The sequence below is a fragment of the Pseudomonas sp. P1_A1 genome (genome assembly GCF_056406935.1).
Window position 1 is genome coordinate 1 of sequence record NZ_JBFTZE010000016.1, and the last position, 26,927, is coordinate 26,927.

23 protein-coding genes and 1 rRNA gene are annotated in these 26,927 nt (G+C 55.7%); 9 read left to right on the forward strand and 15 right to left on the reverse strand.

What is annotated here, in order from left to right:
- Positions 1 to 86: 86 nt before the first annotated feature.
- The 3 genes from rrf (at position 87) to AC1D2Q_RS21535 (ending at position 1,387) form a co-directional block, all read left to right on the forward strand.
- A 5S ribosomal RNA gene (rrf, locus tag AC1D2Q_RS21525) occupies positions 87 to 202 on the forward strand.
- Between the two features lie 152 nt (positions 203 to 354).
- Positions 355 to 1,020, forward strand: coding sequence for a M24 family metallopeptidase (locus tag AC1D2Q_RS21530; protein WP_477814474.1), 666 nt, complete (start codon positions 355 to 357; stop codon positions 1,018 to 1,020).
- 13 nt (positions 1,021 to 1,033) lie between these two features.
- Positions 1,034 to 1,387, forward strand: a complete 354-nt coding sequence (locus tag AC1D2Q_RS21535) for a gamma-glutamylcyclotransferase family protein (RefSeq protein WP_477814475.1) — start codon at positions 1,034 to 1,036, stop codon at positions 1,385 to 1,387.
- A 118-nt stretch (positions 1,388 to 1,505) separates the two neighbouring features.
- Here AC1D2Q_RS21535 and AC1D2Q_RS21540 read toward each other — a convergent pair whose 3' ends face one another.
- Together AC1D2Q_RS21540 and AC1D2Q_RS21545 are read right to left on the reverse strand one after the other, a co-directional pair.
- Positions 1,506 to 1,769, reverse strand: a complete 264-nt coding sequence (locus AC1D2Q_RS21540; protein ID WP_477814476.1) for a hypothetical protein — start codon at positions 1,767 to 1,769, stop codon at positions 1,506 to 1,508.
- Positions 1,759 to 2,550 (reverse strand): MlaA family lipoprotein, encoded by a 792-nt coding sequence (locus AC1D2Q_RS21545; protein ID WP_477814477.1) that lies wholly within the window; start codon positions 2,548 to 2,550, stop codon positions 1,759 to 1,761. Before AC1D2Q_RS21545 ends, AC1D2Q_RS21540 begins: the two co-directional genes overlap by 11 nt.
- 165 nt (positions 2,551 to 2,715) lie before the next feature.
- On the opposite strand from AC1D2Q_RS21545, the gene AC1D2Q_RS21550 reads away from it, so the two are divergent.
- Both AC1D2Q_RS21550 and AC1D2Q_RS21555 read left to right on the forward strand, forming a co-directional pair.
- Positions 2,716 to 3,426, forward strand: coding sequence for a response regulator (locus AC1D2Q_RS21550; RefSeq protein ID WP_428635472.1), 711 nt, complete (start codon positions 2,716 to 2,718; stop codon positions 3,424 to 3,426).
- Positions 3,423 to 4,775 carry an ATP-binding protein gene (locus AC1D2Q_RS21555; protein WP_477814478.1) on the forward strand — a complete coding sequence of 451 codons (1,353 nt, stop codon included), beginning with the start codon at positions 3,423 to 3,425 and terminating at the stop codon, positions 4,773 to 4,775. The genes AC1D2Q_RS21550 and AC1D2Q_RS21555 overlap by 4 nt, the downstream gene beginning before the upstream one ends.
- Before the next feature lie 109 nt (positions 4,776 to 4,884).
- On the opposite strand, the gene AC1D2Q_RS21560 is transcribed toward AC1D2Q_RS21555, so the two are convergent.
- Genes AC1D2Q_RS21560 through AC1D2Q_RS21575 form a run of 4 tightly spaced genes read right to left on the reverse strand, consistent with a single transcriptional unit; the run spans position 4,885 to position 10,023 of the window.
- Positions 4,885 to 5,106, reverse strand: a complete 222-nt coding sequence (locus AC1D2Q_RS21560; protein ID WP_018926721.1) for a formate dehydrogenase subunit delta — start codon at positions 5,104 to 5,106, stop codon at positions 4,885 to 4,887.
- A complete protein-coding gene (gene fdhF, locus AC1D2Q_RS21565) occupies positions 5,103 to 7,991 on the reverse strand; it encodes a formate dehydrogenase subunit alpha (protein WP_477814479.1) in 2,889 nt (962 codons plus the stop codon). Before fdhF ends, AC1D2Q_RS21560 begins: the two co-directional genes overlap by 4 nt.
- Positions 7,988 to 9,550 carry a formate dehydrogenase beta subunit gene (locus AC1D2Q_RS21570; RefSeq protein ID WP_477814480.1) on the reverse strand — a complete coding sequence of 521 codons (1,563 nt, stop codon included), beginning with the start codon at positions 9,548 to 9,550 and terminating at the stop codon, positions 7,988 to 7,990. Before AC1D2Q_RS21570 ends, fdhF begins: the two co-directional genes overlap by 4 nt.
- Positions 9,547 to 10,023: a formate dehydrogenase subunit gamma gene (locus tag AC1D2Q_RS21575; RefSeq protein WP_018926718.1), complete on the reverse strand. Its 477-nt coding sequence runs from the start codon at positions 10,021 to 10,023 to the stop codon at positions 9,547 to 9,549. The genes AC1D2Q_RS21570 and AC1D2Q_RS21575 overlap by 4 nt, the downstream gene beginning before the upstream one ends.
- 757 nt (positions 10,024 to 10,780) lie before the next feature.
- Between AC1D2Q_RS21575 and AC1D2Q_RS21580 the strand changes: the two genes are divergently transcribed.
- A complete protein-coding gene (locus AC1D2Q_RS21580; RefSeq protein ID WP_477814481.1) occupies positions 10,781 to 11,698 on the forward strand; it encodes an Abi family protein in 918 nt (305 codons plus the stop codon).
- Positions 11,699 to 11,743: 45 nt separating this feature from the next.
- Here the strand turns inward: AC1D2Q_RS21580 and AC1D2Q_RS21585 are convergent, their stop codons facing one another.
- The 5 genes from AC1D2Q_RS21585 to AC1D2Q_RS21605 all read right to left on the reverse strand — a co-directional run bounded on the left by AC1D2Q_RS21585 (position 11,744) and on the right by AC1D2Q_RS21605 (position 18,088).
- Entirely contained in the window at positions 11,744 to 11,995 is a 252-nt protein-coding gene (locus tag AC1D2Q_RS21585) for a hypothetical protein (RefSeq protein ID WP_477814482.1), read from the reverse strand.
- 850 nt (positions 11,996 to 12,845) lie between these two features.
- Entirely contained in the window at positions 12,846 to 15,116 is a 2,271-nt protein-coding gene (locus tag AC1D2Q_RS21590; RefSeq protein ID WP_477814483.1) for an alpha-ketoglutarate-dependent dioxygenase AlkB, read from the reverse strand.
- Positions 15,113 to 16,228 (reverse strand): AAA family ATPase, encoded by a 1,116-nt coding sequence (locus AC1D2Q_RS21595; protein WP_477814484.1) that lies wholly within the window; start codon positions 16,226 to 16,228, stop codon positions 15,113 to 15,115. Before AC1D2Q_RS21595 ends, AC1D2Q_RS21590 begins: the two co-directional genes overlap by 4 nt.
- 2 nt (positions 16,229 to 16,230) lie before the next feature.
- Entirely contained in the window at positions 16,231 to 17,100 is an 870-nt protein-coding gene (locus AC1D2Q_RS21600; protein ID WP_477814485.1) for a hypothetical protein, read from the reverse strand.
- Positions 17,101 to 17,758: 658 nt separating this feature from the next.
- On the reverse strand, positions 17,759 to 18,088 hold the full coding sequence (locus AC1D2Q_RS21605) for a hypothetical protein (protein ID WP_477814486.1): 330 nt from the start codon (positions 18,086 to 18,088) through the stop codon (positions 17,759 to 17,761).
- 482 nt (positions 18,089 to 18,570) lie between these two features.
- Between AC1D2Q_RS21605 and AC1D2Q_RS21610 the strand changes: the two genes are divergently transcribed.
- The 3 genes from AC1D2Q_RS21610 to AC1D2Q_RS21620 all read left to right on the forward strand — a co-directional run bounded on the left by AC1D2Q_RS21610 (position 18,571) and on the right by AC1D2Q_RS21620 (position 20,495).
- Positions 18,571 to 18,876, forward strand: coding sequence for an NIPSNAP family protein (locus tag AC1D2Q_RS21610; RefSeq protein ID WP_414868018.1), 306 nt, complete (start codon positions 18,571 to 18,573; stop codon positions 18,874 to 18,876).
- 548 nt (positions 18,877 to 19,424) lie between these two features.
- Complete coding sequence (locus AC1D2Q_RS21615; protein ID WP_477748804.1) at positions 19,425 to 20,129, forward strand: helix-turn-helix transcriptional regulator; 705 nt, start codon at positions 19,425 to 19,427, stop codon at positions 20,127 to 20,129.
- A 63-nt stretch (positions 20,130 to 20,192) separates the two neighbouring features.
- On the forward strand, positions 20,193 to 20,495 hold the full coding sequence (locus tag AC1D2Q_RS21620) for a hypothetical protein (RefSeq protein WP_288074740.1): 303 nt from the start codon (positions 20,193 to 20,195) through the stop codon (positions 20,493 to 20,495).
- A 383-nt stretch (positions 20,496 to 20,878) separates the two neighbouring features.
- Here AC1D2Q_RS21620 and AC1D2Q_RS21625 read toward each other — a convergent pair whose 3' ends face one another.
- From AC1D2Q_RS21625 to AC1D2Q_RS21640, 4 genes are all read right to left on the reverse strand, one after another.
- Entirely contained in the window at positions 20,879 to 23,251 is a 2,373-nt protein-coding gene (locus tag AC1D2Q_RS21625) for a TOTE conflict system archaeo-eukaryotic primase domain-containing protein (protein ID WP_477748805.1), read from the reverse strand.
- A gap of 196 nt (positions 23,252 to 23,447) precedes the next feature.
- Positions 23,448 to 23,723 carry a hypothetical protein gene (locus tag AC1D2Q_RS21630; RefSeq protein WP_477748806.1) on the reverse strand — a complete coding sequence of 92 codons (276 nt, stop codon included), beginning with the start codon at positions 23,721 to 23,723 and terminating at the stop codon, positions 23,448 to 23,450.
- Positions 23,720 to 24,697 (reverse strand): integrase domain-containing protein, encoded by a 978-nt coding sequence (locus AC1D2Q_RS21635; protein ID WP_477748807.1) that lies wholly within the window; start codon positions 24,695 to 24,697, stop codon positions 23,720 to 23,722. The genes AC1D2Q_RS21630 and AC1D2Q_RS21635 overlap by 4 nt, the downstream gene beginning before the upstream one ends.
- Before the next feature lie 908 nt (positions 24,698 to 25,605).
- Positions 25,606 to 26,925, reverse strand: coding sequence for a tyrosine-type recombinase/integrase (locus tag AC1D2Q_RS21640; RefSeq protein ID WP_477748808.1), 1,320 nt, complete (start codon positions 26,923 to 26,925; stop codon positions 25,606 to 25,608).
- Positions 26,926 to 26,927: the final 2 nt, after the last annotated feature.

A 26,927-nucleotide genomic window follows, 5' to 3' on the forward strand; every position in this document is an offset into this window, starting at 1 on the left:
TTCACAAAAGCCGTTCACAAAAGCCGCACAAACTATCGCATACCCAATTTGCTGAAGCGTCGAAAGACGGTTCGGTACCCGAATTTCTTGACGACCATAGAGCATTGGAACCACCTGATCCCATCCCGAACTCAGAAGTGAAACGATGCATCGCCGATGGTAGTGTGGGGTTTCCCCATGTGAGAGTAGGTCATCGTCAAGATTAAATTCCGAAACCCCTATCTGCGTATGCAGGTAGGGGTTTTGTTTTGCTCGCAGGAAAGTTTCTTCAGCCTGGATCATGGCTATATCTTTTTATCGAATATCGCAGTATATGAAAATATATAGCGAGAATTCGTACAAAAGGAATGATCGATGACAGCGGCCCTGAGCGGTAAAGAAGCAGTCGGCGAGCGTTACATGCTGGAAACGATGCGCCATGCGCAGCAGATGACCTGGAAGGCCATTGAACAGATTGCCCGGGTTATTTCTCCCGGCATGCGCGAGTCCGAAGCCCAGTCACTGGGTAAACAGGTTCTGTCGGAACTTGGCATGGATCGCATCTGGCACCCGCTACTGATCCGCTTTGGCGCCAATACGCTCAAGACGTTCAAACAGCGCTCCGATGGCGATCCTGTGCTGGGTGACGAAGATATTTTCTTCGTCGACATGGGCGCGGTCTGGCAAGGGCACGAAGGTGATGCAGGGGCGACTTTCACCACCGGTTCCGACCCGGAAATGATCGCCTGTGCTGCGGCCTCCCGGGAGCTTTTCAATCGGGTCGAAGGCTTTTGGCGTAGTGAGCAGGTTTCCGGCATGGAGCTTTACCGCTATGCGGCTGACCAGGCGCAAGCCATGGGATGGAAGCTCAACCTCGACATCAAAGGCCACAGAGTCAGCGATTTCCCTCATGCCATTCACCGTGGTGGCGACCTCGGGGATTTAGACAAGTGCCCGACGACTGGCCTGTGGATTCTGGAAATCCAGATCGCCCACCCTGAGCGCCCTTTCGGAGCGTTCTACGAAGACTTGCTTATCTGATCGAGGAAATCTCATGCCAAACCAAACAGAGCAACCGGTTCTGCTGTTCTCCTACGGTACTTTGCAGGACCGGGCCGTTCAGCTGTCCACCTTCGGGCGCGAGTTGAAAGGGCGCCTGGACAGCCTGCCAGGTTACAAGCAGAACCTGGTCGAGATAACCGATCCGGCGGTGTTGGCCGCTAGTGGGAAAACCCATCATCCGATCGTGCAGGAGAGTGGCGACCTGTCGGACGAGATCGCCGGCACTGTTTTCGAGCTCACGGCCCAAGAGCTGGTCGCGGCCGACGAATACGAGGTGGCGGACTACAAACGCATCAGTGTGACCCTCAAGTCCGGCATCAGCGCTTGGGTCTATGTGCGAGCCTGATTGCTGGTAAGGGCGGCAGTCACTATGGGAGGGCAGACAGATTTGTCTCAGTTTCGCTGTAGGCTTCGCAGGGGATGACGACCGGAAGACTAGCATCCTCCGTATCATCCCCCTGAAATCAAGACACTGACTGACTATCAGCTCGCGTGACCTCCACCTCACCATTGGCCACGAGCCAGCGCAACAGTTCGGCTACTGACACCGTATGGCTACGCTCGATCCAACGCACCACCGCCTGGCCGTAGTGTTCGGTGTAGCGACTGAGCACCAGTTGGCGACAGTCCGCTGACAGGCGCAGGGTGATTTCCCGACAATGCAGATTGGCCGGATCTTGCTGGATTACCCGTTTCTGCAGAGTCAGGCTATTGCTTTCAGAACCCATCGGCCGCTGCTCCTGTGCACTGTGGGGTAGTGTGCTCTGGCGAGCCTTGTTTGCCATCGGCTACGTAAGCGGCACGACGCTCGGCAACCACGTTACGCAGAGCGCCATAGTAGTCCGGCAGTTTTTGCAGGCTGTCGGTCAACGGTAAGGCTTCTGCCCGACCATCGACGATGCCGCCGACAGTGCTGATAGTGGACAGCGTATCCACGGTATCGCTGTTACTGCCGAACGGATCGACCACAAAGTCGAGCACGCGACCGGCGGCGTCGCGACTGTTGGAGGTTCCGAGCAATGGCAGCTCGACGATCGGACCGTTGCCGATGCCCCACACGCCGAAGGTCTGGCCGAAGTCCGCATTGTGACGCGGGATACCGGCCATGCCGGAAACGTCGATCAAGCCCACCACCCCGACGGTGGTGTTGAGCACGAAACGCCCCATGGTATTGACCGAGCGTATTGGGTTGCCTTGCAGCAGGTCATTGATAAAGACCTTGGGCTCGCCGAAGTTCGCCACAAAGTTATGCACACCGGTCTGGAAAAAGTCCGGCATGTAACGATAGCCGCGAGCGACCGGCGCCAGAGCGTAGTCATCGAGCACCCGGTTAAACGCGAAGACCCCGCGATTGAGTGGTTCCGCCGGGTCGTACACCGAATAGGCGACGTCGGCGCAGCTCACGTTGGTGGTAGACGGCGGTTGGCTGCTGCAACCCGTCAACCCTGCGGTCAGCACAGCAATCGAAGTATTACGGGCCAGCCAAGGAGCACATTTGAAAGACAACATGGATGAGTCTCGGGAGGAATTCGCCGAGATACTGAGCCCCGTGCCTTGCGCGAAGATGTCTGGTTTATTGCGGCGATGACGTTTTGTTGCAAGATTGAAATATATGACGCGCTGCCGTGAATGGTTTTAGATGGCGGTTCCATTCGCCCCCTTAAGTGACCTTCGGTGAACAGCCTTTTAATTGTGGACGACGACCTTGAAGTCCTCGATCTACTGAAAAAATTCTTCGTGCAGCACAGCTACAGTGTCGAGGTCGCCACAGACGGTGCGTCGCTGTGGGCGGCCATAGAGCGCCAGGCACCGGACCTGATCATTCTGGACGTGATGTTGCCCGGCGACAGCGGGCTGATCCTGTGTCAGCAACTGCGGATTCGATATGCAATGCCGGTGATCATGCTCACGGCCATGGGCGAGCTCAGTGACCGGGTGGTCGGGCTGGAGCTGGGCGCCGATGATTATCTAACCAAACCCTTCGACGCCCGTGAATTGCTGGCCAGAGTGCGCGCCGTGCTGCGGCGTGTGGACGAGCGTCGTCCGGTGCCGCAGGAACGGCCCCGGCCGCTGATTGATTTCGCTGACTGGCACCTGGACGTCACTCGCCGTGAGTTGCGCTCGCCGGACAACGTGATGATCCCGCTATCGGCCGGTGAGTTTGACTTGCTGCTGGTCTTCGTCGAGCACCCGCAGCGCATTCTCACCCGCGAGCAGTTGCTGGACCTGGCGCGCGGGCATTGCCATGAGGCGTTCGATCGCAGCATCGACGTTCAAGTCAGCCGCTTGCGACGCAAACTCGAGTCCGATACCAAGCGCCCGGCAATGATTCGCACCGTGCGCAATGGTGGTTACCTGTTCACGCCCAGCGTGACGCGGCGATGAGCTGGCTGAATCGGATTCGCGCCCGAGACTGGCCGCAAGATACGGTGGCGCGCTGGATTGCGTTGACGATCATTCTGGCCATGCTCATTTCACTGGCGCTCAACGGGTTGTTTATCCAACTGGCCGGCGTGTGGGCGCGTCCGCCGCTGACCGAAATCGGCCTGCTGGAAAAAGCCGCCGCCATCACCCGCGTCATCGAGGCCGCTCCTGCGCCTCTGCGCCCCTCATTGGCGCAAGCCGCCAACGAGAGCGGCTTCACTATCACTTGGCACCCTGATCGGCACGATCTCAATCTGCCGACAGTGGAAGATCCGAAGTCCGACATCGGTTCGAGCATCCTGCAGCCGATGCTCAGAGCCCCTGACCGGCGCATCGAAGCCTATGAACCGGCCGACTGGAAGGAGCACACGGCGGACGCACATTACGCGCTGCTGATCGAGTTGTCCGACGCATCGTGGCTGATGTTCTCCGCGCCCTCGCGCAGTTGGGGGCTCGACGAAACGCCACGCTACCTGATCGTGATCCTGCTGGTGCTGATCTCCACCGCCCTGGTTGCGCTAATCGCCACCCGGCGCCTCGCCACACCTTTGCAGCGCTTTGCCGAAGGCGCCCGTCGCTTCGGTGTGGACTTCCGCGCACCGCCGATCGAACCACTCGGTCCCCACGAAATCCGTCAGGCGATTCTCGCGTTCAATGCCATGCAGGCCCAATTGCAGCACTTCATTCGCGACCGTACGCAAATGCTTGCCGCCATCTCTCACGACCTGCGCGCCCCTCTGACGCGGATGCGCCTGCGTGGCGAGTTCATCGAAGATACCGAGCAACAGCAGCGGCTGTTTCGCGACGTGGATGAAATGCAGGTGATGATCAACTCGGCGCTGGAGTTCTTCCGCGACGACGCCAGGCTTGAACCGGCCACCCAGTTTGATCTGGCGGAACTGCTGCAAACCCTGCTCGATGATTACCGTGATCAGCGTATCGAGATTGCCTTCAGCGGGCCGCTGCGGCTGGTGTATTTCGGTCGACCGTTGGGGCTCAAACGGGTGATCACCAACTTGCTTGATAACGCCATCAAGTACGGTAGTGAGTCGGAGATTGAACTGATTCCCGGTACTGGAGAGGTGCGGATCAAAATACTGGACCGTGGACCGGGTATTCCAGATGCCTGCCTTGAACAAGTGTTCGCACCGTTCTTTCGCATGGAAGGCTCGCGCAACAAAAACACTGGGGGTGTTGGTTTGGGGTTATCGGCGGCGCGAGCGATTGTGCTGGAACACGGAGGCGAGCTGACCCTGAGTAATCGGTCGATGGGCGGGTTGGAGGCATTGGTGGTGTTGCCGGTGCATTAGTCCCGAAAGACTCGCAACACATGCTCACATGTGGCGAGGGAGCAAGCTCCCTCTCCACAGTTTTCAGTCAACAGGCCAAGGGGCAATCTTCCCCAAGGATGGTGTGAACCTAAGCCTCCCAGCCAGCCCCACTGACCGCCGCCTGCGCCAGCGGGTGCAAGTCTGCTCCCTGATGCGTCGTCTGCCAGGCCAGCAACTCCTTGCGCATGCCGGGCGTCCAGTACATCTGCAGATGATTGCGCACGCCGAGCACGGCCTGTTGCTGATCCGGTTCGCTGGCAAAGTATTGGGCGATCTGGTTGACCATCTTGATCAGGTTTTCCGTACTCATCGGCGTACCTCGGCTTTTGTCCCGGCGCTACGTTCATGGCGACGTTCGTTGAGCAGGCGTTGTTGTTCGTCGCTGAATGCCTGATAGCGTTTTTGCCACTCGGAAGGGTGATAGACGCGGCTGACCTCCACGGCGGTGACCTTGTACTCCGGACAGTTGGTAGCCCAGTCGGAGTTGTCGGTGGTGATCACGTTGGCACCCGACTCAGGGAAGTGGAAGGTGGTGTACACCACGCCTGGGGCAACCCGTTCGGTGACTCGTGCCCGCAGTACGGTCTGGCCGGCGCGGCTGCCGATGCCGACCCAGTCACCTTCGTTGATCCCACGGCTCTCGGCGTCGGTCGGGTGGATTTCCAGGCGGTCTTCGTCGTGCCAGGCGACGTTTTCAGTACGCCGGGTCTGGGCGCCAACGTTGTATTGGCTGAGGATGCGCCCGGTGGTCAGTAGCAGCGGATAGCGACTGTTGACCTTTTCCTCGGTTGGCACGTAGCCGGTGAGCATGAAGCGTCCCTTGCCACGCACGAATTCCTCAATGTGCATGGTTGGCGTGCCGTCCGGTGCCGCGGCGTTGCATGGCCATTGCAGGCTGCCGTGACTATCCAGTGCGGCGTAGCTGACGTTGGTGAAGGTCGGCGTCAGGCTGGCGATTTCATCCATGATTTCCGACGGATGCTTGTAGTTCATCGGATAGCCCAGGGCGTTAGCCAGAGCCACGGTGCCTTCCCAGTCGGCCTTGCCGCCCAGAGGCTCCATGACCTTGCGCACCCGGGAGATGCGCCGCTCGGCGTTGGTGAAAGTGCCGTCTTTTTCCAGGAACGAGGCGCCCGGCAGGAACACATGGGCGAACTTGGCGGTTTCGTTGAGGAAAATGTCCTGCACCACGATGCATTCCATGGCCGACAGCGCCGCGGTGACGTGTTGGGTGTTGGGGTCGCTCTGGGCGATGTCTTCGCCCTGGCAGTACAGGCCCTTGAAGCTGCCGGCCAGTGCAGACTCGAACATGTTGGGAATGCGCAGGCCCGGATCGGGTTGCAGGGTGACGTTCCAGGCCTGTTCGAACTGCGTCCGTACCACCTCGTTGGAGACGTGACGGTAACCGGGCAGTTCGTGGGGGAAGGAGCCCATGTCGCAGGAGCCCTGAACGTTGTTCTGCCCACGCAACGGGTTCACGCCCACGCCTTCGCGACCGATGTTGCCGGTGGCCATGGCCAGGTTGGCGATGCCCATGACCGCGGTACTGCCCTGGCTGTGCTCGGTGACGCCCAGGCCGTAGTAGATCGCCGCGTTACCGCCGGTGGCATACAAGCGTGCAGCGGCACGGATATCGGCAGGTTCTACGCCGCAGACAGGGCCAAGGGCTTCCGGCGAGTTTTCCGCTCGGCTGACGAACTCTTTCCAGTGGGCGAAATCGTTGCCCTCGCAACGGGCGTCGATAAAGGCCTGGTTGAGCAGGCCTTCGGTAACGATGACGTGGGCCAGGGCGTTGAGCATGGCGACGTTGGTGCCCGGACGCAGGGCCAGGTGCAGTTCGGCGCGGGCATGCACCGTGTCCACCAGGTCAATACGGCGTGGGTCGATGACGATCAGTCGTGCGCCTTCACGCAGACGGCGCTTGAGCTGGGAGGCGAACACCGGGTGAGCGTCGCTGGGGTTGGCACCCATCACCAGGATCACGTCAGCCTGCATTACCGAGTCGAAACTCTGCGTGCCGGCGGATTCGCCCAGGGTTTGTTTCAGGCCGTAGCCGGTCGGTGAGTGGCAGACTCGCGCACAGGTGTCGACGTTGTTGTTGCCGAACGCGGCGCGCACCAGTTTTTGCACCAGGTAGGTTTCTTCGTTGGTGCAGCGGCTGGAGGTAATGCCACCAATCGAGTCACGGCCGTACTTTTGCTGCAATCGGCGGAATTCGCTGGCGGCGTAGGTCACCGCTTCATCCCAGCTGACTTCCTGCCAAGGGTCGTGAATGGACTTGCGGATCATCGGCTTGGTGATGCGATCCGGGTGGGTCGCGTAGCCCCAGGCAAAGCGCCCCTTGACGCAGGAGTGGCCGTGGTTGGCCTGGCCGTTCTTGTCCGGAACCATGCGCACCAGTTGGTCGCCTTTCATCTCGGCACGGAACGAACAGCCCACACCGCAATAGGCACAGGTGGTGATCACACTGTGTTCGGGCTGACCCAGTTCGACCACACTTTTTTCCATCAGCGTCGCGGTCGGACAGGCTTGCACACAAGCGCCGCAGGACACGCATTCCGAGTCGAGGAAGTCCTCGCCACCGGCGGCCGCGACCCGGGATTCGAACCCGCGCCCGGTAATGGTCAGGGCAAACGTCCCCTGGGTTTCTTCGCAGGCGCGCACGCAGCGGTTGCAGACGATGCACTTGCTCGGGTCGTAGTCGAAGTACGGGTTGGACGTGTCCTTCACGTCGTCCAGATGGTTCTCGCCCTCATAGCCGTAACGCACTTCCCGCAGGCCGACCTGGCCGGCGACGGTTTGCAGCTCGCAGTTGCCGTTGGCCGAGCAGGTCAGGCAATCCAGCGGGTGATCGGAGATGTACAGCTCCATGACGTTGCGGCGCAGGGTCGCGAGCTTCGGCGTCTGGGTGTGCACGGTCATGCCTTCGCTGACCGGCGTGGTGCAGGATGCGGGGTAGCCGCGCATGCCGTCGATCTCCACCAGGCACATGCGGCAGGAACCGAAGGCTTCCAGGCTGTCGGTGGCGCACAGTTTGGGAATCGTGGTGCCCAGCAGCGCGGCGGCGCGCATCACCGAGGTGCCTTCGGGCACGCTGATGCTTTGGCCGTCGATGTTCAGGGTGACTTGCACGTCGCTGTCGCGGGCGGGTGTGCCTAGATCGATATCGGTTTTCGGGTCGAAGAGAGTGATCATTGGTCGGCCTCCGAAGATTGCAGACCGAAGTCGGCGGGGAAGTACTTGAGGGCGCTGACGACCGGATAGGAGGTCATGCCGCCCAACGCGCACAGCGAACCGTATTGCATTGTGTCGCACAGGTCCTTGAGGATGATCACCTGCTCATCGCGACCACTCTGGTCCGGCGCAGCGAGCAAGCGGTCGATCACCTCCACGCCCCGGGTCGAACCGATGCGGCACGGCGTGCATTTGCCACAGGATTCCTCGGCACAAAACTGCATGGCGAAGCGCGCCATGTGGGCCATGTCCAACGTGTCATCAGCCACCACCACACCACCGTGACCGAGCATCGCGCCCATGGCGGCGAAGGCTTCGTAATCCAGCGGCGTATCGAATTGCGACGGCGGCACCCAGGCGCCGAGAGGGCCGCCCACCTGCGCGGCCTTCAGCGGCCGGCCACTGGCGGTCCCGCCGCCGTAGTCTTCCACCAATTCCCGCAGGGTCAGGCCAAACGCCCGTTCCACCAAACCGCCGTGACGAATATTGCCCGCCAGCTGGAAGGGCATGGTGCCCAGGGAACGGCCCATGCCGTAATCGCGATAGAACGGCGCGCCCTTGGCCATAATCATGGGCACCGAGGCCAGGGTCAGCACGTTGTGTACCAGAGTCGGCAAGCCGAACAGCCCCTGCAACGCGGGGATCGGCGGCTTGGCGCGGACGATCCCGCGTTTGCCTTCGAGCGAATCCAGCAGTGCAGTTTCCTCACCGCAAATGTAAGCGCCGGCGCCAACCCGCACTTCCATATCAAAGGCCAGGCCGCTGCCGCCGACATTGGCGCCGAGGTAACCGGCGGCCCGGGCGATGTCCAGCGCCTCGCGCAGGGTGGCCACGGCCTGTGGATATTCCGAGCGCACATAGATGTAGCCGTAGCTGGCGCCGACGGTGATGCCGGCAATGGCCATGCCTTCGATCAGCAGGAAGGGGTCGCCTTCCATCAACATGCGGTCGGCAAAGGTGCCGGAGTCGCCTTCGTCGGCGTTGCACACAATGTATTTCTGCGCCGCTTGGGTGGCGCGCACCGTGCGCCATTTGATCCCGGCCGGGAAAGCCGCGCCGCCACGGCCACGCAGGCCAGAATCGAATACTGCAGTCGCGGTCTGCTCGCCGCCCAGAGCGATGGCCTGGGTCAAGCCCTCGAAACCGCCATGAGCCCGGTAATCCTCCAGGGACAGCGGCCGGGTAATGCCGGCGCGAGCGAACAACAGGCGTTGTTGGGTCTTCAGATAAGACAACTCCTCCACCAGCCCCAAGGCCAGCGGATGAGCGGACAGCTCGCCTTGCAGCGCATCGAGCACGGACGGCACATCGGCAGCGGTCAGCGGGCCGAAGCCGATACGACCTTGCGGGCTGTCCATTTCCAGCAGCGGTTCCAGCCAGTACAGGCCGCGCGAGCTGGTGCGCTGCAAGTCCAACGACAGACCGCGCTCTTGGGCCTGAGTGACCAGGGCCACGGCCACCTCATCGGCGCCTACGGCACGGGCAAGAGAATCACAGGGCAGATAAAGCGTCGGCATCATGCGTCCTCCTGGCAAGCGTTGAGCAGGGCATCCAGGCGTTCGGCAGTGAGCCGCGCATGCACCTGACCATCCAGCTCCAGGGCCGGCGAACAGGCGCAGGCGCCGAGGCAATACACCGGGCGCAGACTGATGTTGCCGTCGGCGCTGCTGCCGTGGTCGTCCAGTTGCAGGCGGTCGCGCAATTGTGCCGCGAGCTGCTCGGCGCCGCGGCTCTGGCAGGACTCGGCCCGGCACAGACGCAGGATATGTCGGGCAGGAGGCGCGGTACGGAAGTCATGGTAGAAGCTGATCACCCCGCGAACCTCGGCCTGACTCAGGTTGAGGGCATGAGCAATCTCGGGAACGGCGGCATCGGGGATGTAACCGATGCCCTCCTGAATTTCATGAAGGATCGGCAACAATGCGCCGGGCAAACCCTTGTGGCGCTCCAGCAGGCTGTTGACCATAGGCAGGTGCAACATCTCATCAGACATACAGCATTCCTCACGGTCACGGACAAACCAGGCGGTTGTCGGTCGTCCGAAAGTGTCGGCTGCGGCGTTCACACCACGTCACGGTATCGTGGCATTTTCAGGCCGTTGGCCAGGGCACCCTGAGTGGGCATCTTGTTGTGCCCGGCGCGGTCTTTGCCGCACCTCTTCAGGCATATCACGCAGCTTGCCACGCCGCCTTTGAATCATCCGCACCAAAGCGACGTGTTCGGTTCTGCCTACGACTACCCAATAAGTCTAGATGAGCGGGGCGTGGGGCGTTCACGCACTGGCTTAATGCTTTGAGGGCTTGTCGATGGGGGATGTATAGCAAGCATTACGGGTGAGAAACAGCATCAGATCTGGGGGGGATTTCAGGGAGCAGATGCGTCTGATTGATCGGTCATTGGCCACCTCCGATGACGGAGAGAATATCCCTACCGCTATTTCGGAATGGCCTGACAACAATCCGCAGTGCTCTGTTTTAGGCTGCTCACAAGCGCGCGCCATCGTCTGCAACAGATCGTCGCAAACCCGCGTAAACTCTGGTGTTTACTGCGTTTTCTGTGACGTACACATTGACAGGGTCATCAGGCTACGGCAGCATTAATTCCAATCGCGCCCGATCCTCTGGTGCTGGCTTAGTCCGGCATTACGTTCGGGCCTTCTTGTTTCTGGAACATGGAAGTTGTCTAGCCCAGCCCCTCCGAAGCCGTTCCGTACATACCCTGATTTGGTTGCGTTGCTGGCCAGCAGGGGGATGCAAATCCATGACCCGTCTCGTGCAGAACGCAAGCTCGCGCAGCTAGGGTATTACCGTCTCAGCGGTTACTGGTACCCGGCGCGAGAGTTCAAGATGAACGGCCTGCAGCAAGACGTCTGCTCGGTCACGGGCAAGCCTTTTCGTCTCGACACTTTCCAGGTCGCCACCTCTTTCGACACGATCGTAGACCTTTACAAGTTCGATAAACGATTGCGAATGCTGATGCTGGATGCAGTCGAGCGCCTGGAGGTTAACCTCAAGACCGTGATGGCTCACGAGGTTGGGTATCACGACCCGATGGCCTACGCCAATGTGAAATTCATTCTGCACAAATGGACTCAACCGTACACGGACCGCCGTGGCAATACGCGAAACAAGTGGACAGAGTGGAGTGTGAAGCAACAGTCGCACATTGCGCGGAGCAAAGAGGACTGTATTCAATGGCACTTGCGAGCCGGTAAGTCCATTCCTGTATGGGTCGCGGTGGAGGCATGGGATTTCGGGGATCTCTCAGAGTTTTTCGAGCTGCTCAATAGCAAGTATCAAAATCTCATACTCACGCGCCTCGGCTTGAACAACGCCAAGATGCTCAGTCGATGGATGCAGCAAACCAGCCATTTGCGCAACCGCTGTGCGCACCATACGCGTATCTGGAATCAGGCTTCGCCCAACCCGTTAGCGGTCCCCGCCGCCCCGTATTTTCAGACGTTGGGGCTGGATCAACATGCGCTCAAGCGGCTGTACGGATTAGTCGCGGTCATTTGGTTTCTGCTGCAGAGAATTGCACCAGCTTCGACCTGGATCCGCGAAGTTGCGGATCTGATCGACACCAAGCCTTCTATGCCGGGCTGCACTTTCAAAGCGATGGGGTTCCCGGATGAAACAGGGTTCCCTCGGAAACTGTTCGGGATTTAGCTGGCTTCTGGGGACACACAGTCGTGGTCTGTCCCCGTATTTCCGTTACCGTGCTTTCGCGGACTTCAATAATCGGGTAAAGCTGGAGATCGCGAGATGTATGTCATCTTGGGTATCCCCGTCCCACTCCTCAACCGTTTCCAGTTCTGCGCGTAACCTGGCGATACGTAGTTCGATCTCTTCGATTTCAGCGGTACCACATTGCCTAGCGATTGCTTGCCAGCCAGCATCAGAGATTTTTTCCTGGACAGATAAGCCGGACCGGGCATTTACGATTAGTTTCTGAAGGTTACTCATCTAAGATCTCGCCTGTAGGCTCACGTTGAGCTGGAGGCTTGGTAAAGGAAAGTGTTATGCCACCGCTGATATGGGACCCGTTTGACCTTTTCAATGTGCTTGGGGTTATCCCCTCTGAGGGAGAGTTTGGGGCATCACACCGGTACATCGTCGAACAAGGCCCCATCAGGCTCCAGCTGACAGTTTGGCAGTATGAGGCCGATGTGGAGATCCAACTATGGGCGGTTTCGCTGCCAAACCCAATAATCTGCTACTCAATGCTCGGATGCCCTGGTATTCGGGTCGTAGACGATAAGCGCGGTAGATTTTTAGAGTTTGCGGCGTCTAATACTTTCACAGGTCGCTACGACGGGTACTCAGTCATTCCTTACGGATTAAGGCTCTGGGTTGAACCGCAAGTTTTTCTTGAGCCGTTCACATATTCGACCTGACAGTGCCACGTCCTAAGTGAACTCACCTGAGCTCAATTTTTTGGAGCTTTTGAGAGAAATAAATTTGTCCCCTTTTCCCTCGACAAGGTTGTCAGTAGTTTCTGGGAGTTTAACTGCTGGGTCTGTAGTTAGAAAGGACTCTCCAAAGTTAAGACTTATATAACGAAAAATCGCGTCCCGACCGGGCTGATGAATTGGCTGAGCATCGGAATGGTGTTAAAAGCCCTGGCACATCTGCTCGGCGCGCCGACATTTAATATTCAACGCGGGATGGGGGTGTCCGCAATGGGAGAATGGCTGGGTAAAAATCACATCTGTGCCAACATGGCTGCCCCAAGTGATGACGTATCTAGCATAAATTAAGGGCCCTGCAATGGCCCTTTTGATACAATGGATATTAATCACTCAACATCCTAAAGCTAGACGTCAACCTTTCTAAACGTGATAGATATGCGACGTGCTCTCGGTACGCCTGCTTCCTTCCAACGTTTTGGAATCTCGTGATACCAATTTTTTCTAGCCTCTCCAGCCAAAACCGCAGCACTTCGACGTTCAAGCATCACCTTATACTTCTCGTCTATATCTGATTGTAATTTGCGGCTGAATATCATCTCCCAACTTTCAAGAAGGCTGATTGTAACGACTGCACCTCGGAAGCAAGGAATACAATCAATGTGCTTCGAAATTCCTTGATTTTCGAGGTACTCGTTCACGATAACCTGATCTGGTAGTTCTTTTAGATGTTTTTCTTTGTAGAGCCTCTTTCCCAAGAGTTCCGCCCATTTCGGCAATGGTCCTAAATACGCAGAAGGATCAATTTTCCTGGACTTATAGTCATATCGCCAACCATAGTGTTGCACTTTTCGACTCATAGATGAGTCCCAAGACGCCGAATCAATAGCCGCAAGCAACGCCGTCTCTTCCCGAGGGGTGATAAATTCTGGAATAATAATCAAGCCTTGCGGGGCGCCAGTTGGTTCTCTATTAGGCTGATTGGTGAAGGAGCGAGCAGGAGCGCGAGCTCTAGAACTTGTCAAAGCAGTCGAGATTTGCGCTCTTGAGCTAGACACATGAATAGGTACTTGCTCAAAAGAGTCGGGGCTAGCTGGCAATTCGGTTAATGAGGTCGAAGGATTGGGTATTTGTAGTTCTAACGATGAGGTCGCAAGCCAATGGCGAAAGCCGCGTACATCAAGGCTTGGCTCCAACTTACCAATCGACCCAAGAATAATTTCAACTCTTCCGTCAATTCGCAGCGTCGCAGTAGAAGCGTCGACTCGAGCCACACCTTTACCGAGCAAATCGTAAGTTCCTTCATTTAAAATGAGGGACTGTTTGATCAGCCAAGGACAGTGCTGTATAGCAACGGCTTCGGCACTGGCTCTACAGTTTTTCTTGGTCAAATCTAACTCGTACCATCGCCCTCTATTGCTGAATTTATGCTCAGCGAGTTTTAATGGACCTTTGCGTAATAGTACCGAGTCATGCTCAATGACCCAGTTTACTGGTCCTTGGAACAAGGCACTCCACTCGCTGGACGAAGTTTCGTCCATTAGCTGCCAAGTAGATATCGACAGGGATTTACGCGCCTCAATAGAGCCACGCAATTCCAAAGGTAACGCTCGGAATCCCGCTAGGTACCCAGTGAGAATCGCCCCTGTCCACCAAGCACCCGGAGGAATGGACGGTCTGTCTTTCTTCCAGAGCACATAGCGCTCTGGTTTGTGCCTCAACAGAACAAGCTGAAAAGCTAATTCCAATACGTCGTCTTTGATCCCAAGATCGCGAATACTGCCGAAATCTTTGAGAAGCTTCTCGGTTGTGTCTTCAAGGTGAGCTAGCCGCTCCTCATTGCCCCCTAGGACACGTGCGCGCTTACAAACTTCCTTTAACACCCAATCCGAGCGCCAGTCTTTTCGGTTATTGGGGTCAGAAAATACTTCGATAATCGCACGCCATAACGGCAAATGATTGTCTGAAACCTCCCTCTTCTGGGACCAAAGGGCCAATCCCAACCATGGGGTATCCACCACCTGGGCGGAATCTACAGATTGCTCCCTCGAGAACCAACCGCATAAGACTTGTAACCAGGGGCCAATCGCGGGCACGCATTCCAGGGCCATAGCTGCCGCGCCGCGCAGGGCGTCCCAATTCGCAGGAGGGTTCTTCAAGCCAAAGGGAAACTTTTGTCGTGCTGGGACCGGTACCTCAATTTTGCTTCCAAGGAATACCTCAACTGGTTGTTGGGGGCTTTCGATATCTGCAAAATTTCGCACCTGCGCCAGAAGATGCGCTCGGGTGTTGTCTGAGGGAACAGTGAAATGGTCCACCGCAAAAAGCGGTAACGGTCCGTTCCATAGAATCGCTTTATCCGATGGTTTCAGGCTAGCCAACGAAACGCTTACCCAAGCACTCTCACGCCATGCCATAACGTTAGAGTTAGGTAGCTTCGCTTGGTCGAACCAGACACACACAGCGGTAAATTTTTCTGGGATATGGGTGTCACAAGGTAACCCCACTCCCAGTAGGACCCCGCGCGACGCTTCAGGATACAACCACTCCTCACTAAGAAATCGCATCCAAGAGCGATGGTCCATCTCAATGACGAGAGGCGATCGGACCTCAGGCAAATTCGCCTTGAGGCCTGAGTCATTAAGAAAATCCAGCTGTGTTTCGGGGTAGTTTTTCATTGATCAAGAATATGGTTAGGAGGTAACGAGGTCAATTGCAACGGAGATAGTTGTCCTACGCCTAGGGGGCCGTTGACCAGCACCAATTTGTCGCGCGCGCGCGCGCACAACATGTAGAGACGTCGAGCCTGAATGGCCTCTGTAATAGGAAGAGATCGGTAAAGATCCTGTAGGTAGAGCGTATGAAATTCGAGGCCGATGGCTGATTCTCCCGAGATAATAGTCACTCCCGGATCGCGCATTTGAATCGCCGACTCAGCCCCTGCACCATCGGTATTTACATACGAATCGACCCGTGCATGCGGCATCCGCTCACGTAATAATTGTGCCATATGCTGAACGTGAGCCACTTGGTAAACAATGACACCAACGGACTCAGCTCGATTTTGTAGACGGGCAACGATCGTATCGGCGAGCGCTTCCCAGGTAGCAACGGCCATCAACTGTGGTCGATCGAAGCCAGCCCCCCTTCTAGGAGTCGCTACAGGCAGCGCCCGATCCTTATGGAAATGCGCAATAACATCTGCAATTTCTTGTGTGTTTCGGTGATTGACTGTTAAAACAAGGGCGTTATTAAACCCAGCAGCCCGCAAATCTTTAACGTGACAACCACCTTCATGGGTCGATTGATTTTCATCGGCAAAGACAGAGACAGCTTTTGCTTTAAAGCGAACCGCCCACACTATAAAGCCAATGGGTAAATTCTGTCCTTCATCAATAATCAAATGATCTAAATCATGTGCAGCGTTCGATTGTTCATATTTATCTAAAATTTTAGGCCAGTCAAAACTGTACTCCTGCAGTTTAGGCGCATATTCGCCAAATTTTTGGTAATAATCTTTCGAAATGTAAGAGTGCATAGTTGTTGAGTGAATATCGGCGCCCTCATGCTCCTTTGCTAGTTGAAGTGCGACCGCGGCTAGAAGGCGATTTCGAGTAACCAACACGACGGAGCGATGCAGTTCTGGGCTCACAAGTAGACGCGCCCGCCAAATAGCCATGGATGTCTTACCCGAACCAGGCGGACCGACAACCAAAACGGATTTGTCCGGTGGGTAGTCGTAAACATCGTGTTGTTCTGGAATGAGATCATTAAAGCTTGGCAGATGCATTGTTAGAACTCTGAAAGGGGTAGCATTGCTACTGCGGGGTTAAAAAAAAGCGCGTAGTGGATTGAACGATCTTTGTCACTGCCCGTAAAAGTCTCCGTGTTTTCGACAACCTCCCTAAAGCCGGCAGCTTCCAAACACTCCATAAATTCTGGATATAGTTTGCGTGCTTCGATGCGCCCAGTATTTGTGTACAGTAAAACGGCCGGCCCTAAACCAACCTTTTTTCGAGCAGCAACGATTTGATCGACAAGCACTTTGACGTTGATAGTGTCACTTGCCAAAAGATAGGAGAGAACGAAAATTGTGATTTCAGTGGCATTTTTTTGACCAAAATCTATTGTGTCGATGTTCTGGTGAAAACTGAATTGGGTACGTTCGTGAAACTCGCCAGCATCGCTAACTTTGAGTGCCAGTTTTTCGCCAAATGAGCACATCGTCAAAGAATGATCAATGCCAAAATACCGGTACGCAACACGATCACCGACGACATTCGCAAGTGAAAGTCCCGCGGTAAATGGACCACACCCAATATCGATTACAGTCGCGTTTTGAAACCGTTCTAAATCAGGCAATAGCTTTTCGAACGCATGGATCAATTCATCAACATGCGCTTTCTGATTAAGGTATGCGTACAACATGACGCGGTTGAGAGGAGTGAGGTCCTCAATTTGCAGATCAAAATTCGCCTGTCCCCCGCCAATGGCGTGCTTGAAGAGCCAAGGTACATTCCGTCCGAGCGGTTTATCAGGTTTGGTTCGATAGTCCGTTTGAATTGGGCGCACGATTGCCTGTCTGCGTAGATCTTCTAGCCAAGGCTTTCTATTAGGCATTTTTGTTTTCCCGAAAGAAAATTTTGCATTGTTATTGTTCACAAGGCATTTGCGACCATGTGCTGGTAGCAGCAATACGGAATTGTACTGGCTTAAAGATGGCTCATGGCCAGCACGATTGGCCAGTAAAACAAACTCTTCGCCTCATCCCTGACGTTGGCAAATTGAGGTGCAGCGTTTATCTGACTGGAATCAGCGCATAGCGCATCAGCGCTTTGGCTTTGTGGCTACTAACTCGCACTATGACGTCACATCGCTCGCACCAATGACCAGCTCGTATCACCGCTAAAGAGGCTTAGCAGTGATGGTCGCGGTGACATAACCACTGCATGCACGCAGCGTTATTCTCTAGGCTATTGGCGCTGATGCGATTTGACCCACTCAGCTGATTTTGAGTGATCTACGTGCTGTCCCTGAAATCGGCTACAAGGCCATCATTTACTAAGTATTCGGGTGGTTGAACGAATCCCGGCATTCTGGGGCAAATCGCATCAGCGCCAGTATTGAATCGCCCTTAAGTTCGTAGAAACACCCGAATGAGAGCTTTTGGCTGGAATCGGACTTGGCGAAGGCCGGTAGGCGGAAAAAACTGGGGGAAGGGGACTTGGAAAAGGGGGCAGTTTTGTTATCGGATTAGAAGGGCAACTAATGTCGGTCCAGCTGTCGAACGCTAGAGCTTTTTTATGTCGTCCGCCGTCATTCATTGAATGTCTTTTAGGTAACCCTTGAGCGCTATAAGCGAGGTATCTAGCTGCTCCATGGTCCGTGCAGCACTGAAATCTGTCGCCAATATATGCAGCTCGCGCCCCAGCGGCGTACCAACCCCACCTATCGCCTCAAGCGCCAGCCCCACGCACTCAGCTACTTTGACCTTAATGGTCGCGACATCACTTCTGCGTACCAGCAAGCCGAATAGGTCACGCTGGTAGTCGCCCATCATCAGGTCGTCGCGCAGGATCGGGCTTTGATCTTCCGTCTCGTAAGCCAGTTTCAGGGAGAAGAGGGCGACGCTTTCCAGCTGCAATTCCATGGGGGAATCCTTGTGAAATGTTCCACCGGTGCGGGAGGTGCGTGAGAAGAAGCAAGATCAAAAGATCGCAACCCTCGGCAGACCCCACACGACAGCAGTGCGGGCAATGGCTTTTCTACAGGCGAAAAAAAAGGCCTTGCAAAGCAAGACCTTTCTTAATTTTGGTGCCCGAGGGAGACTCGAAACTAACATTAATTACTTGATTGGTATAGATTAAATTGGATGTACATCTTTTTGTGTACATGAATTTATACTTGGCATGTATTTTGACGCGAGCAGGTGGGCGGGGGAAGATTTATGTTTCCGTCTTTTGAGTTTCCGACGAGATGCATGTTGTGTGAGTCAATGTTGTTAACAAAGCAATCAGGTTGGCGGAGTCTGGCCTGCCGCTATAGGCAATTGTCGACCCAGAACTGCCATCGACGACTCAGCTTATGGCATGTGTAGAATAGCGGTTTCCCCATTTTCAAAGGAATGAACCAGTGATCACTTGCCACGTCAGGTATGTAATCGATCCCTACCAGATCCCGGCTTTCGAAAACTATTCTCGCCATTGGATTCGTGTGGTGACCCGTATGGGAGGAAACCACCACGGCTACTTTCTACCAGCCGAAGGCGCCAACAACATCGCTTACTGTCTATTCAGCTTTTCCAGCCTGGCAGATTATGAGCAGTATCGTAGGGAGGCCGGAGTAGATCCTGAGTGCATTCAATTGGTGACGCAGGCTACCGAGCAAAAATTCATCCTGAGCTATGAGCGCAGTTTCCTTCGTCCCATTCTTGATTGAACTGACGTGTTTGCGGCCGCGCGCGGGCGCGCCAAAGAGACCGCTTTTGGCCGATTTCTGCCGGTCATAGTTACAGAGCGTGTTGGCCAAATCCGATGCAATCGGTGGTCAGAGCGAATGCAAATGACTGGCCAGGCCGAATGCAAACGTTGGGCAAGTGGAGTGCAATTTCGCACGCCAGCACTGCGAACCAGAAGTGCGAACTTGGGTGCGAACTCGTGGCCGGTATGCATTGGCGAGTGCGTACCAATGGTGCGTACCTGGCTGCGTACCAATGCCGGACAATTCTGTCTCAGAGACAGTTTCGCGCATTCCACCTGCGTGAAAAGTCTGCGTGAAACACTGCTTGAAAAAACGCAGTTAGGCACTTGAAGCGGCTCATTCATGGGGGTGTTTCCCCAAATGGGGGAGAATGAACACTTTGGCTCTGAGTAGAGCAGGTTTTGATTCACTCCAGTGCCCGCAGACGAGATGCGCCCGACACATGGGATGCTTCGGAGGCGATGGCAACGCCCTTCCTAAAATCGAGCACATTGGTCCTTCAGTACATGCGTAAATCAGATCGGCTATTCCAGGTAGTAAACCTGATCCGGGTACATCAGCCGATTACAGCGGAAGACTTGGCAGGGCGTATCGGGGTCTCAGTCCGCACGATTTATCGGTATGTCGACGACCTGTCTGTGAGCGGTATTCCTCTCTATGGCGTCGCTGGCGTTGGGTATGCTCTGCACGAAGGGTTTGAGCTGCCGCCTCTGACACTCACCCAGGATGAACTCGACGCGCTGATGCTGGGCGTTGAGATGCTTTCAAATTCCGCAGGCGCTGAACTCGCTTCTTCTGCAAGGACGCTGTTGAGCAAAGTTGCTGCCGTATTACCGTTCCGCAATACAGAACCATCACTCTCCAATATCCGCGCGTTGAGGGCTAAGCCCGTCACTCCAGACCAACGATATTTGGACGATCTCCACCGCGCTATTCAACAGGCGAGAGCCGTCCGCTTTTCATATTTCAGCTTGAGTGAAGAGATCTCGGACAGGACGGTGTTCCCCTTGGGCCTTTTCTACTGGGGAGGAAAGTGGACTGTCGGAACATGGTGTACGTCCAGAAAGGCATACAGAGACTTTCGAGTTGACCGGATACGAAGCCTGCAGATCATGATGGATGGTCAGAAGCTTGAGGCGGAATGGAACCTGCGGTCATACATGCAGTTTCAGTCTGATCAATGGGCGGCCCAACAACCTCTCAAGCACTGACAGTACGGTGTCAGTACGACCCCAGGATACTGGTCGCTCCTCACCACACAATTGGAGTGACATATGATGCAGAACAGCCATGTACTCGAGCTAGCAATTTTTACCGTCAAGGAAGGCTTCGAAAGCCAAATGCCTGAGTTGCGGTTGATGCTTCGGGAAACCCTCAAAGGGTTTGATGGGTTGATTGAGTTCTCAGGTTATTGTCCTGAACCACAAGGGCGTGTTTTCGCTGACCTGGCTAAATGGGACAGCCTTGAAAATGCTCAGAAAGTCGCACAGGCATTCGAGGGTGGAGATCCGAGGTTTGCTCCTTACGCCCGGGCGATTGAAGCACTTACGTTCATGGGACATTTTTACCCTGAGTAGAAACTCAGCGCCCTACTCTTAGGCTCCTTTCGCGCACGAGAGTTGTTGTCTATGTGACCAGCAAAAAGTGGTCACTGGTGGTGGTCACCGCAAATGTTCGCCACCTAGGGTATCCGCGCCGGATCAGCTCCAAACCGTGGATACCGACCGCTTTCTACTGAGGCTGTGTAAAAACGGTTTAGAGCAGGTTTGACAGTCAGAACCAGAACGAAAATCGCGTTCCTACGCAAATTTCAGGTCCGCTGATACACCAATCATTGGCAAATTTTACGTAGCGACGCAGGCTTCAAAACAGTGTCTGCGTTTCTACACAGCCTGGACCCACAGTGGCCGGTCATTCGTCTACGAAAGCGGGGTCGTTGATATGTCAACTGTCAACCACGTTAGAGTAGGTCCATGGTGGCCATGGAATCAGCCATACGGTAGCCCATCGCTTTGTAACCCGCCTGGCGCTTATCCCACATCCTCAGCAGCGCGACATTACCCTCGTCAACGAAGTCGATCACTCGCACGTCGGCCTTATCGGCATGCGATCGATGCAAGCGCCCAGCATATTGCTGAAGGATTCCCTTCCATGAGATGGGCATCGCCAGTACCAGCGTGTCCAACGGCGGGTGATCGAAGCCTTCACCTACTAGTTTTCCTGTTGCCAACAGCACCCGTGGAGCATCAGGGGGAAGGGACTCAAGCTCATGCATACGGGAAATCCGCTGTTTCTTAGGCACCCGCCCATGAAGCGTGAAAAGGTTATGCACGCGCGGCTTCAATTCTAATTCAAGGGCATCCACATGTTCCGTCCGCTCCGTTAGCACTAGAATTTTTCTACCCTCGTTGTATGCCAGCTCAATCTCCGAGACGATTTTGGCTGTCCGCTCAGAGTCTTCGGCTAGACGCCGAAAAACGTCCTGAATCCCAAAGCCGTCGGGGACCACTATTGGTTTGGGCAGTAATCGAGGCACGACAGATAGGTCATGGGGCGCACTCGCTGGTCGAGCAGCAGAATGTCGGATCGGTCCGCACTGCATGAAAATAATGGGCTGCTGCCCATCTCGGCGCACTGGGGTTGCTGTGAGTCCCAGTACGTACCGCGCGGTCGCGCTCCTCAGTAGTGCCTCGAATGACACTGCCGATAGGTGATGACACTCATCAACGATGATCTGGCCGTAGTTTTTTACCTGATCGCTGATCTCGCCTTTTCGCGATAACGACTGCATTACGGCAATGTCGATGATGCCGGTAAGCTTCGCTTTTCCGCCCCCAAGAGTACCAACGACACCATTCCCGACTCCCAAGAACGCCTGCAAGCGCTCTTGCCACTGCCTTAACAGCTCCGTCCGATGCACAAGCACCAACGTGTTAATGCCACGTGCGGCAATCAACGCAGCAGCACTCACCGTTTTACCGAAAGCTGTCGGTGCGCAGAGGATACCGGTGTCATGACTTAGCATTGCGCTGACAGCAGCCTCTTGGTCAGAACGCAGGGTCCCGAGAAAGCTCACGTCGATGGGGTCGCCCGCGAAGCGTTCGTCTTTAAGAATAGGGGTAACCCCGTTTTCCTCTAAAAGCTCCAGCGCAGCATCCAAACAGCCGCGTGGCAACGCAATATGTTTGGGGAAGTTCTGGGCACAGCCGATAATCCTTGGCTTGTTCCACACTGACATGCGCATGGCCTGAGCTTTGTAGAACTCAGGATTTTGAAAGGCAGCGAGCCGGACAAGCTGGTTTGCCAGTGGCTGTGGCAATTCCGACTTTTCAAAGTAAATTAAGTTAGCCAGCGTGATGTTCACAGCAGCAGGCAACGGGCATGTCAATTTACGTGATCTCGACTCACGATCTTTCCAAGGTTCTGCATCACCTTCGTCATCGACATAGGCGACCCCTAAAGGGTCCCGATTACCCATCGCCTGGATAATAACGGGCTGGATATCTTCTGGACTCATGCGCTGAATCGATGCCAGGAAGGCCCATTGATCAGGATGAGGCTCAAGCGAGTCGTCTACAAAAACGCTATTGTTTTGGGCCCTGGCCCGCTTTTGTAAAGGGAGCGCGATGAGATTTCCAAAGCCGCCTTTGGGCATATAGTCCTGGTTTGGAAACAGTCGATCATAGGAGCTGAGCGCCAACTGCCGGGTGCGCTCACAGGCATGACTGATGATTGCGGCACCGAGGCGGCGCGCATCGCAGGCAGGAACATTGCGCTCAAAGAAAATCCAGCCATGAGCCCCTTGGCCTGAGCGCGAGATTTCCAGCGCCACCGGGACGTTCAGCTCATGGCATGACTGCACAAAAGCTTTGGAATCATCACGCCATTCGGCCTCATCGAAATCGACCGCCAAAAAATAACAAGTGTCATCAGAGAGTAGGGGGTAGATACCAACGACCACTTCGCCCGCCAGATGGCGATAGACCACCTCATCGGTCAGTGGAAGCAGCTGGCGGTTACCGCAGTCGCCACATTTAATTCGGGGCTTCTCACAAACGCCAGGCCTCCATTCGTTTGCGCAAGCGGGTGCGTATCCTGATTTGCCTGCCTTGCTTTCCCAGCGGATGGGATAAACGTCCGTCCTACCACGAAACAAGCTTCGGAATAGGGCAAGCTTTCCATCAGTATCGAGTTGCTGTGATTGTTCTGCTTGGACAATCGCTATCTTGACTGGCTCAGCAGGCGGGCGCCATTCGATGCCATGAGCATCCAGCAAGGCAACCAATCTTGCATTCTCAGCCCTTAGCTTCGCCACCAGACTAGTGTCTATCACCGCCTTCAGCCTCTACGTCTMAGGTGAAGCCTGTAGCCTCGAGCTACAACCCTCAGTCCATCAGTAAAACATAGAGGTTATCAAACAACAGAGGTTAGGTTCAGGGGCTCAAGAGGTCCGCCCTAATCCCAATCAAATTGTTGGCTGGCTCAATCTGCCAGTTAGGGATACAGAGCGCGCAGTTGCTGGCATTCGGCTAACGTTGGAAATTCCAGGATTTTCCTAGGCGTAGAGTGATCAGGCTTGTGGTCAGCAGGTAGTAGTAGCGTGTCGATTTCGAGTTTGAGTTCATGTGGTGGTTCAAAAACCAAACGAGATGCTTTCTTTGCCATGTCCATGGATTATCTCGGTTCCAGCGTTCAGAAATGGCTGCTTGAATAGTCTTGGCCTGGCGGATGTGACGTTTGCGTGTGGCATGTGCTCCAGTCAGCACCCCAGCCAAGAAGATCTCCATATCGAATGGTTTATTCAAACCCGGCCACCGATGTACGCCGATACCACGTCGATTCGACCATGTCCCAGCTCATAGCTGATTTGTAAGCGTGCCTCTCGATCAAGGCGTGGATCGAGGCGCCTACACCTGCCACCGTTGATGGGCGCTAGGTGATGGGTGATCTGCTCATAGCGTTCGCACGCATAAGCCGCGCGCAGTTCGTGGAAACCTTTGAGATTGTGCTGATGGAGGATGTGTCGGGCGGGGCGGACGATTTCCCGTTGGAAATCGAGGTAGCTCTCGTTCGGTGCCAGCAGGTTGCGGCTACCGTCGGGAGAGACCTGTTCGGCGTACCTGAGCGCTTCGCGAATATGGTCATCCACCCTGATCCAACGAGGCGCGGTTGCGCCGCCGCGGCCACCTTTGGTGCCGTCCTGGATGTTGATTTTGTCGTAGTGTTCGACTTCACGCTTGAGTCGCGGTAGGTCGGCCAGAATCGCCTCACGCAAACGCATGCCGGTGGCACGTGCCAATTGTGCGATGGCAGCGGCACGCGGATGCTGTTCGCGGAGCGCATCGACAGTGAGCATCACTTGCTCGTGATCTTGGCCTTGAGGATTTGTCGTGCGCACGGTGATGCGCTGCGTTCCCAAAGCCTTGCTCGGACTTGGCACTTTCACATATTGATCACCGCGAAGCGCAGCCATGGTCCGATTCACACTGGACAACCGGTTTTGCGCAGTGGCGATGGCCAGCTCACCTCGTTCAACTTGTTGGCGTAGATGTCCGGCGTAGTCCATCAAGGTCTGCCGATCAATCTGCCGCGCATTGTTAAACCCCGGGCCATCCTCCGACCGACACCAGCGCACAAACGCCTGCCAACGATCGCTGTGCGCCTTGACCGTGCCGTAGTGCCCGCTGCCGAATAGGTCTTTCAAGGCCTGCGGACCGGCATAGCTCAGCTGCCGACCATAGCCAAAGTTGCGCCCATCCCGTCTACCGACCAACGCCATGATCAAACTCCTCTCGAAGCCAAACCGTTTGAAGTCTTTCCCCACGTCATCCCGCCAAGAATGCTGAGTGTTATCAGGGATCAAGGCCCCTGCGACCTGTGAGGGTTGTCCACTAACGCGGGACTGGCGGCTCTTTACGACCGGGAGCTTGGGCATCTCATGATCTGACCTCCTGAGCACTTCCAAAGGAGTGGGCGGGTGGAGGCTGCGCTGGCTGACGAGACCAGCGCCGCGAGATCCTGAGTCAGGTGAAGGCAGTGATGCGGTGACCGGGGCATGCCTGACTGTCAGTCAGGTGCAGTCCATTCCGTGGGCTGCGGCACCATCATTTGCATCGCTGTGGCTGGTGACTTCGGTGTTTGTCACGCCGATTGTCACGAGGGGGAATGCCGCAAAGCCTTGTACGAGTTGGGCTGCAGCAGCGGTTGGAGCGCCCGTCTCTTTCCGGGAGAAAGAGACGGGCGCAGGTTGGCGCAAGGAAATGGCCAAGCGGATAGGTTGCTGCAGAGCAGCTATGAAAGGGGATGAGTTGCCGCAGTGGGCAACTGGTAAAAATAGGCATCCATCACATCGCTGTGACCGTGCGAGCCGCCGGACGCTAATCGCACTTTGGGAGAACCACCACAGTGTGGCGTAGCCTTAAAGGTTCTGGCTACCTGGGTTGCTGTCAACGACAGCGTTTGCACGATCTTTTCTACGCTCTCCGATAGACAGGGTCAAGGCTCGACTTTTCGAGAATTCTGCGGCTGCGAATGGCATAAGCCGTCTATGGAAATCCGTGGTTTCTAGAAGACGGTTATGCTGATTTTTAGATTTTTCAAGTGAGGCCCTTCCAAGCAGGGCGGCTTTGCAGCCCTGCTTGGAAGGGCCCGCGTGGAAGGCAAAGCTGTGGAGATTTCACTGACGTGTTAGCGCTGGAATGCGCCACGCTCATCTTCCAAGGCGCTGATGCCACCACCGGCCGAGTTAACTCCGAGAAGCTCCGAAGACTTACGCGACAGAAACTGATTAACCCGCGTATCAAACTGATCCCGCAGGCTCGCCGTAATCCCAGCCCTGAGCGCATCGAGATAATCGGCATACCACTGCATCATGATCCGCCGTTGCGTCAGGTACAGTGCCTGGTTGTACTCCCCAGCAATGCCACCCTCGACATGCGCCAGTTGACTTTCAACATGATCCTTCAGCCACCCATGTTCGCGCAGCAGCGTGCTCGCGGTGTGGCGAACGCCATGGCTCACCATCCGCCCTTTATAGCCAATCTTGGCAAACACCAGATTGATCGTGTTCTCGCTGATGACGGGCCGTTTCTCTCCACTACCCGGAAACAGGTAGCGGCTGCGTCCAGTGCATTGGTGCAGCTTGATCAGCATCGCGATCAGTTGATGGGGCAGGGGACTGACATAGTCCCGGCGCATCTTCATGCGTTCAGCCGGTATGGTCCACGTCCCTTCTTCAAAATCGATTTCATCCCACGTCGCATACCGAACCATGCCGGGTCGGCTCGCCGTCAGTATTGCCATCCACGAAGCAATCCTCGACGGCAACCGGCTGGTGGTCTTGCTCAGTGCCTGAAGAAATTCCGGCAGTTCGCTTTCATGCAAATGCGGATAGTGCTCAGGGGAAGGCGGCGCCAACGCGATGGCATGAAGTTCTGAAGCCGGATTGTGTTCGCACAACCCCCGCGCAATCGCCTGACTGAAAATTTGCTTGAGCCAAGTCCGAGCCTTGTCTGCCACATTGAACGCCCCGCGCTTTTCGATGCTGGCCTGCAACTTCGCGCAGTCGGCGCGAGTAATGTGCTCCAACTGCATCTCGCCGAGTGCCGGTAGCAGATCCTTGTCGAGGTAGTCGCGAATCTTCTTTAGCGTCGCATGGCTGCGGCCGGAGTCGGCCTTGAACTGATACCAGTACTCCGTAGCTCGCCTGAAGGTGTTGAGGCCAGCCTCCCGTTGCTGCTGCTTGTCATCCCGGCGTTTGGCTCCAGGATTGGTTCCTTCCTTGAGCAGCTTGCGGCATTCGGCAGCCCGTTCGCGAGCTTCCTGCAAGGAGATGCTCGGGTAGACGCCCAATGACATGCGCGCCGGGCGACCATGATACGAATAGCGGAAATGCCAGTACTTGTGGCCGTTCGGCTGGACTAGAAGGGCAAGACCCGAACTATCACTCAGCGTGTATTGCTTGTCGGCAGGCTTGGACGCTTTGACTTGCAGGGCAGTGAGGGGCATGG